The following is an 11,878-nucleotide window of genomic DNA, read 5'->3' on the forward strand; positions in this document are numbered from 1 at the left end:
AACTTAGTAAACGCTAGGGCAATCTGCGCTAGTTGGCGCGAAGAAGCAGTGCTTCTTGAATCTTCCCGTATTGCGCTGGTCATACCACGTGCTAGGGCAATTGCCCGCCGGACGGAAAAACCATAGCGCATTGGAAGCTGGATGCTGCCGCTCGCCGTTGATGATCCGTTTGGCAAGGGCGATTTCGCTTTCACGCGCGCTTTGATAAAAGTAGCTTTTCGTCGTTGCCTCAAAGCCCCCTGGCTTTTGGTAAACCATATCAGGGATTGAGCGAATGTTTTTGAAATCCAGACAGTTCCCGCGTACGCGGTTAACGCCGACATTGCCTACCATCATCATGCCAAGGTTGCCTTCGCCCTCTGCTTCAGCGCGCATGAGGCGCGCGAGCATTTTAATTTGTTCGCTGTTCGCTTTGATGACTGCCATGCTGCTACTCGCTCACTCCTTCTGGGCTTTCAACTACACACCCATCCTATGCCGGTGTTTCCGAATGGGTTCCTGCCTGGGTTCAAACGAAAAAAGCGAGCGTTCGACAAATCGCCATGGGAAGTTGTCAAATTGATGAACAGCTGGGGCGAACGTTGTCAATGCTAGCATTTTTCTGTATGATTAGAACGATTCGATAAGCTAAGCCGTCTATAACGGCCGCTTGCTGCAACGGAACGGGAGGCTTTCTTCGTGTTGAAGGATTGGATTGATTTAACAAAGCCAAGGCTGCTGCGGCTTAATGTGTTCGCTGCCTTCGGCGGCTTCTGGGTCGCTTCCAAGTGGAGCTTCGACTGGATGAACATGCTGTACATGCTGATCGGCACGACACTCGTCATGGCCTGTGCCACGGTCATTAATAATTATTGGGATCGTGAATTGGATAAAAAGATGGTGCGCACACAGGATCGCGCGTTGCCCAATGGCCGAGTGAAGCCGGGTGCGGTGCTTGCGTATGGCATTATTCTTGGTCTAGTCGGCCTTGCTGTTTTATTCCTATTGGTCGACCCCATCTGCGGGTATTTGGGTCTTGTCGGCATGTTCGCCTACATTGTAGTCTATACAATGTGGTTGAAGAGAACGTCGACGTGGAGCACCTCGATCGGCGGCATATCCGGTGCAATGCCTCCGGTTATCGGCTACTGTGCAGTTACGCATACGGTTGATGCCGGTGCATGGATTTTGTTTGCGTGGCTGTTCTTATGGCAACCGGCGCATTTCTGGTCGCTGGCGATTCGCCGCGTAGAAGAGTACCGTGCGGCAGGCTATCCGTTGCTGCCAGTAGTGAAAGGCATTCATCGCACGAAGCTGCAGATGATCCCTTACATTGCATTGTTGATTCCGACAGGCATTTTGCTGTATGCGTATGATTATGTAGGTGTCGTATTCCTGATTCTGTCCACGCTGCTTAGCGTAGCTTGGCTCGTGCAGACGTTGATGGGCTTGCGTGCGCCAGACTTGGACAAGTGGGCAAAAACGAATTTTTTAATCTCGGTCAATTACTTGATGATCATCTTCATCGTCATGATGGCCGATACGGTACACGTATGATAGTTCAGGGGAAATAGGGGAGAGCGGATCATGCAGTTTTTGTTGAAACATTCTTTCAAGTTTGCTGTCGGGGCGCTTGTTGTATTGATGGGCATTTATTTATATTTGACGTATGGCGGAAGCTCTAGCGATACGCCGAAGCTGCCGGTTCAGCAGGCCGCACCTGATTTCACGATGGCTGATGCCATTAGCGGCGATCAAGTGAAGTTCTCGGATGCAAGCGATAAAGTGCGCCTTATCTACTTCTATTGGGCGAACTGTCCGGATGTATGCCCGCCTACAACGCAACTGATGTCAGAGGTTCAAGAGCAATTGAAAGCAGACGGCAAATTCGGAACTGATGTGGAGCTGTTCTCAGTCACATTCGATCCGGTTCGGGATACGCCTGATGCGATCAAGAAGTATGCAGGCAAGTTTGACGCTGATTTCAGCGGGTGGAAGTTCCTTCGGGGAGAAGAGGAATCGACCGCCAAGCTGATCAAAGATTTTGGGTTGACTGTTATCAAGGATCCGAAGACGGGCGAGTTTACGCATTATGACAGCCTCATTCTTGTCGACCGCGACGGCAATGTCCGCAAGTACATTGATGGCAGCCATAACGAAACGATGTCGGCGGACCAGATTATGAAATACGTAAAAGCCGTTTTATAATCGCTTATTAGCATGGCCATTTTTATAACGATATTATGGAATAACGTCGTCCCGCTGTCGGTCATGATTGCCATTGGCATCATGCTGCAGCGGGTTTTCTCTCTTGATATACGTACGTTATCCAAGCTGAACTTTTACTTGTTTGCGCCAGCCGTTATGTTTAAGCTGCTTTATACGACAAATATTGCCGGGGAAATGTTCGGGAATGTGCTCTTGTTTTTCGTTCTGTTCATGGGGCTGCAATACGGTCTGATTGAATTGGCTATTCGCCTGCGAGGCCTGCCGGAAGAACGGCGCGGCGCCATGCGCAATAGCGTGCTGTTTTATAATAGCGCGAACTACGGCATACCACTGAATCAGTTAGCTTTTCATGCGAATCCAGTCACCTTGGCCGTCCAAGTGATCATTATGACGATGCAGTCGCTTTTGCCTAACACATATGGGATCTATAGCGTCAATGCACGCAAGAGCGATTGGCGCTCAATTGCCCGGGTAATTGCCGTGCAGCCTGTCATCTATGTCATACCGATTGCTTTCCTCTTGCATGCATACAGCGTTCCGATTCCAGGGCCGATCATGACACCGATTGACCATTTGGCAGATGCATTCATCGGGACTGCACTCGTTACGCTGGGCGTTCAATTGGGATCGATGGAGTGGAAGCTGGATAGTCGCATGCTCGGGGATGTAGCGTTGTCGAATGCGCTTCGGCTCGCAGGCGGGCCGCTGCTTGCAGGCTTCGTTATTTGGGGGCTTGCGGAGCTAGGAGCGGGAATGGAAAGCTTGACAGCTAAGGCGCTAATCGTATCCTCGGCAGTGCCGACATCGCTTAGCAGCGTGCTGCTTGCAGTGGAGTTCGATAATGAGCAGGAATTTGCCTCACAGGCTGTATTTACATCCACCGTGCTAAGCATGTTTAGTGTAGCGATAGTCATATGGACCCTCGGCGTTTAATCCGGCGCGAGGGCCTTTTTTTATGGGCAAAATCAGGAGAAGTCCTCTTTGGCAAAAGGGTTGGCACTTGCTTCCGGGTACACAATATAGGCGTCGAGCCCGGCTTTTTCCAATTGCTCGACTAAGTAGGACTCAGGCGTGCTCTCGACGCCCGGATAGCCGCGGCGCGTATACATATGCTCGGCATCGGGAAACAAATCCCGGAGCAGGCCGCGGATCCGTTTGCCAGAAGAATCATTGTCCGTAAATACATATACCTGCCGGTCGCCAACCTGCTTGCGCAACGTTTCCAACTGGCTGCTGCCAGGTGTTCCATATGTACAATAGACGGGAACATCGCTTTGAAGCACGCGGCGCAGCCGGCTTCGGTCATTCTTGCCTTCGACGATTATCGCGATATCAAGCATCAGCATCACCTCATTTGTATTGTAACCGATTGAAGGGGCTGCGGATACGCCAAGCGCGCCAAGCCAAAACCAGCCCGCTGCATAGGCAGCGGGCTGGTTGAAGGGGCTAATATTTGATTAGCAGAAACAGCCGGAGAACACGATTACGAGGAGGATGAACAGTACGAGAATCACGCCAGTCGATGTCCACAGACCACCGACGTGTCCGCCGTGTCCGCAGCCTTTGCTTGCTGGATCAACATAGTTCATTTATATTGTCACCCCTTTTCCGTTCATGAGGGTCACGAGCACTGCCGTGATGGCTGTCATCCCGTGACACAATGTATAGTATGTAAGCGGAGGGGGAGTGCCCTGTGCATTCACCCAGATTTAAGAAAAATGGGTGCGAGCGGTGATGGTTCGTGAGCCGTGGAACGGCAAAATCGCTGCGGCGGCCATGAGAACAAGGAAGGCGAGATAATACGGCGAGACGACGTCACGCAGCATTCCGGCAGCCATCGGGCCGACGAATGCGCCAACGGAATAAGCGATCGAGAGCAGGGAGAAGGTGCGCCCATAACGTTCTCCGCCGCTAAGGTCGATAAGCAGGGTAGGCAGCGCCGGAAGAATAATGCCCTTGGCCATCCCTAGCATGAATAGCATGGTTGCCATTGGCAAAGGTACGCCAACCGCAATAGCAAAGTAGAGAATCGCGAGCATGACGGCTCCCCACAAGGTACGCAAATATGGCGATAGCCGGTTTAAGAAAAACATGCTTAATGTAACAAGCGCCCCAAAGCTAACGATGGAGAAGAGGATGCCGGTCTCCATAATGGAGTGCCCGCCATGGACGCCGGCCATTAACGGCAGCTCGAACGAAAGAATGCCTTGCGCGCAGCTGGTTGCGATGGGAAGCACATAAACAGACCACGGGAGCGGCTGGCCACTTGGCGCTAATGCCGGCTTTGGCGAAGTTGCAGTAGATGTGGGGGCTGCATGGTTATGATGATGGGCACCGGAATGAGGGATAACCTCGTCCAACGAATCGAACGTACGCGGTTTGTTTTTGGCATCATGGATAAAGAAGATTGCGCAGGTTGCCGTCGTAATGAGCAGCCAGCCTAAGCATTCGAATGCTCTAGTGAAGCCAATCTGCGCGACGAGAAGCGCTCCGGCAGCAGGAGAGAAGACCGAGGCGAACGTGTGAATGAGCCCGTTGCCTGCCATTAGCTTGCCTTGCTGGATGCGGTCAGTTGCAATTCGAGCGAGTAGCGACATGCAGGCAGGCGATAGAAAGGCAAGCACGAATCCGCTGACCGACCGGAGCGCGAGCAGCTGCCATGGGTTCGTGACATGGGCTTGCAGCAGCAAAATAACGCCAGCGCACATGAGGCTAACGATAATGAACAGGCGGCTTCCGAATCGGTCAACACCGAAGCCGGCAATGAGATTGCCGGGCAAGTGTGTAATGGAATAGATGCCCATCATAAGCCCGATAAAAGACGGAGCGGCGCCGAGGGAGACGGCGAACGGCGTGAGAATCGGATATTGCGCATGCAGGTCGAAAAAGGCAATGAACAGGAATAAATAAAGCCACACGGCAGTTTTCACGGTAGCCCTCCTTCGGGTAAGTAAGCTGTATATTAACTTGTACGCTCGACTCGGACGGGTTATGCCGCCTGTCCGCTGGCGATAACGTTTACCCCGTGCATATCCTCGGCTATAATGGGAATAGAGTTTTTGATATGTGGGCAGTGGCAAGGTATAATAAGGGGGATGCGCGGATCATGGATTTTATTTATGACGAGCAGACGTGGACGACGTTTTTCCAAGATAATTGGCTCGTACTCGTACTCGCATTAGTTGCATTGTTTATCGTCATTGGCATCGTGAGGACCATTGTCAAATGGGCACTGGTGGCAGCAATTGTCGTTGGCGTCATTGCTTACAGCGGCTACACGCTTGAGGACGTGAAGTCCATCGGCACGAAAGTGACGGACAGCGTGAAGCAGGAAGCCATTCAAGCAATGGCTGGCGAAGCGAATGCAGCAACTTACACAAGCAACGGTGATGGCACTTTTACAGTGAAGACGAATAACTTGGAACTGACAGGCAAGCCGAATGCGAACGAAGTGGAAGTGAAATTCCGCGGCGCGAAGATCGGCACATGGAAAATCGATGACGCGATTCGTACGTTGATCGATACAGCAAAAAGCAACGGATAAAGCTCAGCGCCATCCATCCGTCGCTGGCGAGGGGAGCGGATGGAATGGCAGATTGGATACATGGCATAACGACGTTTGAACCGGTGGCGCTAGCGGTGCTGGCGCTGCTGCTCGGTTCGCTCGTACAAGGGCTGGCCAAAGGCGCATCGGGCTCCGCGAAGCGCCTTTTCTTTTTTGTGTGGGATGGCTTGCTCATGCTTGCATGCCTCGCCTTAGCGGCCAAAGCAGCTGCGATGCTGTCGTCTAGAGCGGCGCAATGGCTGGAAGGCGTTCACCCGCCGGACCGGGAAGTTGGGACTATCGCGCAGATGTGGTATACGTTTGTCACGAGCTTGCGGGATTTTGCCCTCTTCCGTTATGGGGTGCTGCTCCTGCTCTTATATGGGGCGTTCCGATGGCTGGCAAGCTTTCTCGTGTCGCCGGTTGAACGGTTCGTCGTAAGCTTTGGTTCAAAGCCGAGGGAGAAGCGCTCTGTGCTTGATTTCTCGACCTCGGATAATGACCATCGGGAAACGCCAGGCGGAAAGGTAGCGAGCCGCGCCATCGGTGCGGCGATTGGGGCAGTTCACGGCGCTGTACGTTCGTTGCTGCTTATTGCTGCATTGTTTGTATACGTCACGTTGGCGCCTAATGGCCCCTTCACGGAGGCTGTCCGATCTTCTGATGTGTATAGCGAAGCATCATCGGAGCTTCTAGAGCCTGTAGCGGGCCAATTGCTTGCAGATCGCGGGCCAGTGCTAACAGAGGCTGTAGGCGATGAGCTGCAACGGATCATTCAACGCAAATACGAGATCGCGGATTATGCGATTCCGGACAATATCGCAGATGCCGCCCGTACTGTAACGAAGGACGCAAAAACGGATGAAGCCAAGGCACGTGCACTGTACAGCTGGATTGGCACTCGCATTGCGTACGACTGGGACAAAGCCCGCAACTACGAGGATCGTGGGCAATGGAAAGAACAGACGCCTGCCGATACGTTTAAGACAAGGCTAGGCGTCTGTATCGACGTAGCCCGGCTGTATGCTGTGATGGCCCGGTCGGCAGGGCTAGAAGTGCGTGTCATCACCGGCGAAGGCATTACGGGAGACGGCGCTTCAGGTCCACATGCGTGGAATGAAGTGCGCATTCAAGGGGATAACGGCAAGCCCGTATGGGTGCCGCTTGATGCAACGTGGGCAATCTCGGGCGACTGGTTTAATCCACCAGCCTTCGAGCAGACGCATATTCCGGATGTTAAGCACATTTTATAGAGGATGGGCAAGCTAGACCGAAACTTTATTTGCCCTTCTCTCGTCATAGGGACGGCTAAGATATAGAGCGGACTTCATCCGTTAACGGGGATTAGGAGGAGACAGGCGGGCATGCACAACGATCAGCAAAAACGTGAAGCCGCGAATCGGAGGCATTTTTCATTTCGGCTCAATGCATTCTTTTTTATCATTTTCTTATTGTTTAGCGTTCTCATCGTACGGTTATCGATTTTGCAGTTCGTGGAAGGGCCGACTCTGAAGGCGGAGGAGAACAAGATCGGTACCGTACCGATTAAGCTGCCACCGATCCGAGGCAACATTATGGATTCGACCGGTTATCCGATCGCTTATTCTACTTCAACACAATCGTTGTATTACAAGCTTGATCCGGACATTCGGCTTAAGTTAAAGAAGGGCAGTACAGCGAAAGAACAGCAGAAGCAAATCGAGGAACGTATGCGGCCGTTCGCAGAGGAACTGTCGGCGATTTTCGCTAAGGATGGAGATCCCGCGAAGCAGATGACGGCCGACGATGTACTGCGCCAGCTTGATTTGGGCTTCAAGAAGAATTCGATCTCGACGCCTCGCAGGGTCAAGTCAGACCTGACGAACAAAGAAATTGCTTATTTTATGGAAAATCGGGACCAGTTCGCAGGCATCGACATTGTGGAGGAGAGCGTCCGGCATTATGATAAAGGTTCAATCTCTGTCCAACTGGTCGGTTATTTGAAGAAGTTTAACTCCGCAGTTAACTCGCTCGACTTCTACGAGAAGAAGAAGGAAGAAACGACCGATCCGAAGCTTGTGTACCTCGATCAAGAGGATGTCGGCATGGACGGCATCGAGCTGATGTATCAAGATGAGCTGCGGGGCAAAAACGGTCTGAAAGTATTTCCAGTGAATGCACTTAGCAAAATTATCGGGCCGCCGACGATTACGAATCCCCAGAAGGGCGACGACCTATATTTGACGATCAACAAGAATGTGCAACTTCGGACGGAGAACGCGATTACGAATCATCTCGCTTACTTGAAGACGAGTCCGGATATCCTTAAGATTAATCAGAAACCGAAGACTGGCTATGCCGTGGCAATGGAAGTCAATACGGGTAAAGTCGTGGCAATGGCGAGTATGCCAGACTATGATCCGAATATTTGGGCTGGTGGCAGCATCAGTACTGAAGACTACTACAACAGTGAGTTTATGCTTAATAACGGAACGATTCGCGACGTTCCTCCTCCGTATGAAGACCGAAAGGAAGCAGGAAAGCACGCGCCGTCGATGGTCATGCTTGGTTCGACCCAGAAGCCGCTATCGGTTCTGGTCGGCTTGAACGAAGGGCTGTTTACGACATCGACAACTTATAACGATACCGGTTCTTTCTATTTTGGCGGCAAGAACAGCAGAGTTAGGATTGGCAATGCCCAGGGCCATCAATATGGTGCGCTGGATCCTGCTCACGCAATCGGCAAGTCGTCCAACCCGTTTATGGCGGCAATGGTCGGCAACAAACTGTATGAGAAGTATAAAGGGCGGGAAGGCGTCGACGTTTGGGACAAATACATGAAGCAATTCGGTCTCGGCGTTAAGACAGGAAGCGATCTTCCATTCGAGAAAGAAGGCATTATCGAGTATTATCACGAATTGGAAACCGCAAGTGCGCAGTCTGCACTTATCCGTGCATCATTCGGCCAGCAGGCAAAGTATACGGTGCTTCAGCTTGCACAGTATACAGGGATGCTAGCCAATCGTGGCAAACGGATGAAGCCGCAGTTCGTGGAGAAAATCGTTGATTCCGACGGAAAGGTCGTCCAAGGCTTTAAACCAGAAGTGCTCAATACGGTCGATATTCCAAAGCAATACTGGGATGAAGTCGAGTACGGCATGAAGCTTGTAAAAGTAGATGCTGCATTCGCCGGCGTTAATTACACGTTTGCCAGCAAGACGGGTACGTCCCAGCAGTCTGTCGGCGGCAAAACCGTCGATAACGCGGTGTTCATCGCATATGCACCAGCCGATAATCCGGTTTTGGCCGTCGCAGTCGTCGTGCCAGAGGGAGGCTTCGGTGCGAAGGGTGCAGCACCAATTGCACGGCAAATTTTCGACGCGTACGATGATGAGATTGGCTTGAACGGCACGCCGCGCAATCCTACGGCTAAGACGCCAGCTAATGCCGGCCAAGGCAATACTGGAGGAACGGCGACAGGAGCGAACGGCGCCGCGAATACGGCTACGAACGCGAATAAAACGAACACAGCAGGCACAACGCAGCCGTAAGCCGGCTGATTAGAAGGAGCCACTTTCTCAACAGGAGAGAGCGGCTCCTTTTTTTGACCCAAATGTTGCACTGCTGCAAGTTTGTTGCATATGTTTAAATTAAGGACGATAGATTGGATTGGAGGCGCTATCGGATGAAACCACGGGGAAGATGGAACGGTGCAATCAAAAGGCTAATTATGACATTGATGTTCCTTAGCGTAACGCTTGTGTTAGTTGGCGGCTTCGGGGACAACTCGGAATCTATACCAAAATGCAATAAAAACGCACCAAGTAATGGGGACGCGCGAATAGCTGTAACGAATTATAATGAGATCAAGCCGTGTGGCGTGTAAATGTAAAAGAAACATGTATACGCGACAGTGAAACCGTCTCGTTTACGTGTTGCTTTTCAGAATTGCGCAAACGTTTGCTCTAGTGGGTGGACGAAAGTCGGGGGCACATGCCCACCGAAAGCCCGTGTGTGCTCTTCAGTAAATATGCTACAATATCGGAAGCAAAGCGCGGGGCGGCAGGCTGGAGAGCAGCCGAAAAATTCCGCCGATATGGGAGGCATACTGGAATGGGTACATACAAATTAGTAGCGCTCGACATGGACGGCACGGTGTTGAATGAAACGCAAGAAATTAGCGAAACGAACCAACGATGGATTCGCAAAGCGATGGATGCGGGCGTAATCGTCTGCTTCTCGACAGGACGCGGCTTCCGCAGTGCGCTGCCATATGCAGAGCAGCTAGGCCTGATGGACATTCCGATGATTACCGTCAACGGAGGCGAAATTTGGCGCAAGCCGCATGTGCTGCACCAACGGACGCTCCTCGATCCCGGCACGATTCGGCGCTTGCACCAGCTCGCGCTTAAGCATCCCGAGGTCTGGTATTGGGCATACTCGACGAACGATGTGTACAATAAGGAAAAGTGGATCGAGCCTGCTGACTATTACGCGGCGCATCATTGGCTGAAATTCGGTTATTATACCGAAGACGACGCTGCTCGAAATGCAATTCTCTCGGAAGTATCCTCGTGGGGCACGCTTGAGATTACGAACTCATCGCCATGGAACTTAGAGATGAATCCACTGGGCATTAATAAAGCGTCCGCGCTTCGCGAGTTGTGCGCCTTGCTCGGTATCGACATGTCTCAGACAGTCGCCGCAGGAGACAGCCTGAATGATATTGCTGCCATTCGTGAAGCGGGACTCGGCGTCGCGATGGGCAATGCCCAGGATGAAGTGAAAGCGGCGGCTGACGCCATCACGTTCACGAACGAAGAGCATGGTGTAGCTGAGTTGCTGCGCCGGTACGTGCTGAACGATGAGGGGCCATTGTAAATGCTTGAAATCATCGGTTGGGTTGTCGTTATCGCACTGTTCGTTGTAGGGATGGCAGGAGCTGTTTATCCGATTTTGCCAGGGGCGCTGGCTATCTATGCTGCCTATTTTGTCTATGGGCTATGTATTAGCTTCAGCCCATTCGGCTTTTGGTTCTGGTTAATCCAGACGCTGATCGTGGTTGTCCTGTTCGTCGCGGATTACGCCGTTAATGCATGGGGCGTCAAAAAGTTTGGCGGCTCAAGGGCGTCCATCATTGGAAGCACAATCGGTGTAATAATCGGTCCCTTCGTTATCCCTGCGTTCGGCTTAATTCTTGGTCCACTAATCGGAGCTGTGCTGGGTGAGCTGTTTGTAGGCTCAGACTTAAACAAGTCGCTTAAGGTCGGATTCGGTTCGGTCGTCGGCTTGTTTACCAGCACAGTCGTGAAATTTGCGCTTCAGCTGGCCATGATCGTATTGTTTGTCATTTGGCTTATCTAATCAAAGAGGAGCGATAATCGATATGGTTAAGGTTACAATTTGGAATGAATTTTTGCATGAGGTTGAGAACGAGAAGGTACGCGAAGTATATCCTGACGGCATCCATCAAGCATTAGCGAAAGGCATTGGCAGCGATACGGTTCAAGTTCAAACGGCAACGCTCGTACAGCCTGAGCATGGCTTGACGGAAGAAGTACTGGCCAACACCGATGTGTTGATCTGGTGGGGCCATATGGGCCATGACCGTGTAGAGGACGCGATTGTTGACCGCGTTCACCAACGCGTAATGGATGGCATGGGCTTGATCGTGCTTCACTCCGGCCATTTCTCCAAAATTTTCAAAAAACTGATGGGCACAGGCTGCGACCTCAAGTGGCGTGAAGCTGGCGAGAAAGAGCGGATCTGGGTCGTTAACCCGGCGCATCCAATCGCAGCAGGCTTGCCAGAGTACATTACGCTTGAAAATGAAGAAATGTACGGCGAGCACTTCGACATTCCAGCACCGGACGAGCTCGTATTCGTAAGCTGGTTCGAAGGCGGCGAAGTGTTCCGCAGCGGCTGCACATTCTACCGCGGCCAAGGCAAGATCTTCTACTTCCGTCCAGGCCACGAGACGTACCCGACGTATTACAACCCAGAAGTGCTGCAAGTGATCAAGAACGCGGTACAATGGGCCGCGCCATCCGGTGCAGCAACGCCAGTTCGCGGCAACCATCAACCGCTTGAACCAATCGGCGCTAAAGCGTAAAATAAAATAACGGTTACTATGCAGAAGCAGGCGGC

Annotated in this window: 13 protein-coding genes and 1 pseudogene; 10 read left to right on the forward strand and 4 right to left on the reverse strand. The window is 51.9% G+C overall.

Translation table 11 applies throughout. The annotated features are described in order from the left end of the window. Nucleotides 1-3: 3 nt before the first annotated feature. Nucleotides 4-426 (reverse strand): cell wall hydrolase, encoded by a 423-nt coding sequence (locus tag GON22_RS15640; RefSeq protein WP_160397034.1) that lies wholly within the window; start codon nt 424-426, stop codon nt 4-6. Nucleotides 427-675: 249 nt separating this feature from the next. Here GON22_RS15640 and cyoE point away from each other — a divergent pair. The 3 genes and pseudogenes from cyoE to GON22_RS15655 form a co-directional block, all read left to right on the forward strand. Further along, nucleotides 676-1,536: pseudogene (gene cyoE, locus GON22_RS15645) on the forward strand (heme o synthase); the annotation flags it as partial. A gap of 30 nt (nt 1,537-1,566) precedes the next feature. After that, a complete protein-coding gene (locus GON22_RS15650) occupies nt 1,567-2,187 on the forward strand; it encodes an SCO family protein (protein ID WP_160397036.1) in 621 nt (206 codons plus the stop codon). 12 nt (nt 2,188-2,199) lie between these two features. After that, a complete protein-coding gene (locus GON22_RS15655; protein ID WP_160397037.1) occupies nt 2,200-3,141 on the forward strand; it encodes an AEC family transporter in 942 nt (313 codons plus the stop codon). 32 nt (nt 3,142-3,173) lie between these two features. Here GON22_RS15655 and GON22_RS15660 read toward each other — a convergent pair whose 3' ends face one another. From GON22_RS15660 to GON22_RS15670, 3 genes are all read right to left on the reverse strand, one after another. After that, a complete protein-coding gene (locus GON22_RS15660; protein ID WP_160397038.1) occupies nt 3,174-3,548 on the reverse strand; it encodes a toprim domain-containing protein in 375 nt (124 codons plus the stop codon). Nucleotides 3,549-3,665: 117 nt separating this feature from the next. Continuing rightward, complete coding sequence (locus tag GON22_RS15665) at nt 3,666-3,797, reverse strand: sporulation protein YjcZ (RefSeq protein ID WP_160397039.1); 132 nt, start codon at nt 3,795-3,797, stop codon at nt 3,666-3,668. 120 nt (nt 3,798-3,917) lie between these two features. After that, complete coding sequence (locus GON22_RS15670; RefSeq protein WP_160397040.1) at nt 3,918-5,138, reverse strand: MFS transporter; 1,221 nt, start codon at nt 5,136-5,138, stop codon at nt 3,918-3,920. A gap of 176 nt (nt 5,139-5,314) precedes the next feature. Here GON22_RS15670 and GON22_RS15675 point away from each other — a divergent pair, with 176 nt between their 5' ends. The 7 genes from GON22_RS15675 (at nt 5,315) to GON22_RS15705 (ending at nt 11,843) form a co-directional block, all read left to right on the forward strand. Then, on the forward strand, nt 5,315-5,752 hold the full coding sequence (locus GON22_RS15675; RefSeq protein ID WP_160397041.1) for a hypothetical protein: 438 nt from the start codon (nt 5,315-5,317) through the stop codon (nt 5,750-5,752). A gap of 44 nt (nt 5,753-5,796) precedes the next feature. Beyond that, nucleotides 5,797-7,005: a transglutaminase domain-containing protein gene (locus tag GON22_RS15680; protein ID WP_160397042.1), complete on the forward strand. Its 1,209-nt coding sequence runs from the start codon at nt 5,797-5,799 to the stop codon at nt 7,003-7,005. Between the two features lie 111 nt (nt 7,006-7,116). Further along, nucleotides 7,117-9,282 (forward strand): peptidoglycan D,D-transpeptidase FtsI family protein, encoded by a 2,166-nt coding sequence (locus tag GON22_RS15685; protein ID WP_160397043.1) that lies wholly within the window; start codon nt 7,117-7,119, stop codon nt 9,280-9,282. Between the two features lie 134 nt (nt 9,283-9,416). Continuing rightward, a complete protein-coding gene (locus GON22_RS15690; protein ID WP_160397044.1) occupies nt 9,417-9,617 on the forward strand; it encodes a hypothetical protein in 201 nt (66 codons plus the stop codon). 227 nt (nt 9,618-9,844) lie between these two features. After that, the gene (locus tag GON22_RS15695) at nt 9,845-10,612 is read left to right on the forward strand and encodes a Cof-type HAD-IIB family hydrolase (protein ID WP_160397045.1); all 768 of its coding nucleotides are present in this window, start codon (nt 9,845-9,847) and stop codon (nt 10,610-10,612) included. Beyond that, nucleotides 10,613-11,095, forward strand: a complete 483-nt coding sequence (locus GON22_RS15700; RefSeq protein ID WP_160397046.1) for a DUF456 domain-containing protein — start codon at nt 10,613-10,615, stop codon at nt 11,093-11,095. It begins immediately after the preceding gene. 22 nt (nt 11,096-11,117) lie between these two features. Continuing rightward, the gene (locus tag GON22_RS15705) at nt 11,118-11,843 is read left to right on the forward strand and encodes a ThuA domain-containing protein (protein ID WP_160397047.1); all 726 of its coding nucleotides are present in this window, start codon (nt 11,118-11,120) and stop codon (nt 11,841-11,843) included. Nucleotides 11,844-11,878: the final 35 nt, after the last annotated feature.

It is taken from the genome of Paenibacillus sp. MMS18-CY102 (genome assembly GCF_009789195.1).
Taxonomy (GTDB): Bacteria; Bacillota; Bacilli; order Paenibacillales; family Paenibacillaceae; genus Paenibacillus_T.

Bases quoted from the DNA above. Each gene is read 5' to 3' on its own strand.
- GON22_RS15640 (WP_160397034.1), bottom strand. From the start codon at position 426: ATGGCAGTCATCAAAGCGAACAGCGAACAAATTAAAATGCTCGCGCGC.
- GON22_RS15650 (WP_160397036.1), top strand. From the start codon at position 1,567: ATGCAGTTTTTGTTGAAACATTCTTTCAAGTTTGCTGTCGGGGCGCTT.
- GON22_RS15655 (WP_160397037.1), top strand. From the start codon at position 2,200: ATGGCCATTTTTATAACGATATTATGGAATAACGTCGTCCCGCTGTCG.
- GON22_RS15660 (WP_160397038.1), bottom strand. From the start codon at position 3,548: ATGCTTGATATCGCGATAATCGTCGAAGGCAAGAATGACCGAAGCCGG.
- GON22_RS15665 (WP_160397039.1), bottom strand. From the start codon at position 3,797: ATGAACTATGTTGATCCAGCAAGCAAAGGCTGCGGACACGGCGGACAC.
- GON22_RS15675 (WP_160397041.1), top strand. From the start codon at position 5,315: ATGGATTTTATTTATGACGAGCAGACGTGGACGACGTTTTTCCAAGAT.
- GON22_RS15680 (WP_160397042.1), top strand. From the start codon at position 5,797: ATGGCAGATTGGATACATGGCATAACGACGTTTGAACCGGTGGCGCTA.
- GON22_RS15685 (WP_160397043.1), top strand. From the start codon at position 7,117: ATGCACAACGATCAGCAAAAACGTGAAGCCGCGAATCGGAGGCATTTT.
- GON22_RS15690 (WP_160397044.1), top strand. From the start codon at position 9,417: ATGAAACCACGGGGAAGATGGAACGGTGCAATCAAAAGGCTAATTATG.
- GON22_RS15695 (WP_160397045.1), top strand. From the start codon at position 9,845: ATGGGTACATACAAATTAGTAGCGCTCGACATGGACGGCACGGTGTTG.
- GON22_RS15700 (WP_160397046.1), top strand. From the start codon at position 10,613: ATGCTTGAAATCATCGGTTGGGTTGTCGTTATCGCACTGTTCGTTGTA.
- GON22_RS15705 (WP_160397047.1), top strand. From the start codon at position 11,118: ATGGTTAAGGTTACAATTTGGAATGAATTTTTGCATGAGGTTGAGAAC.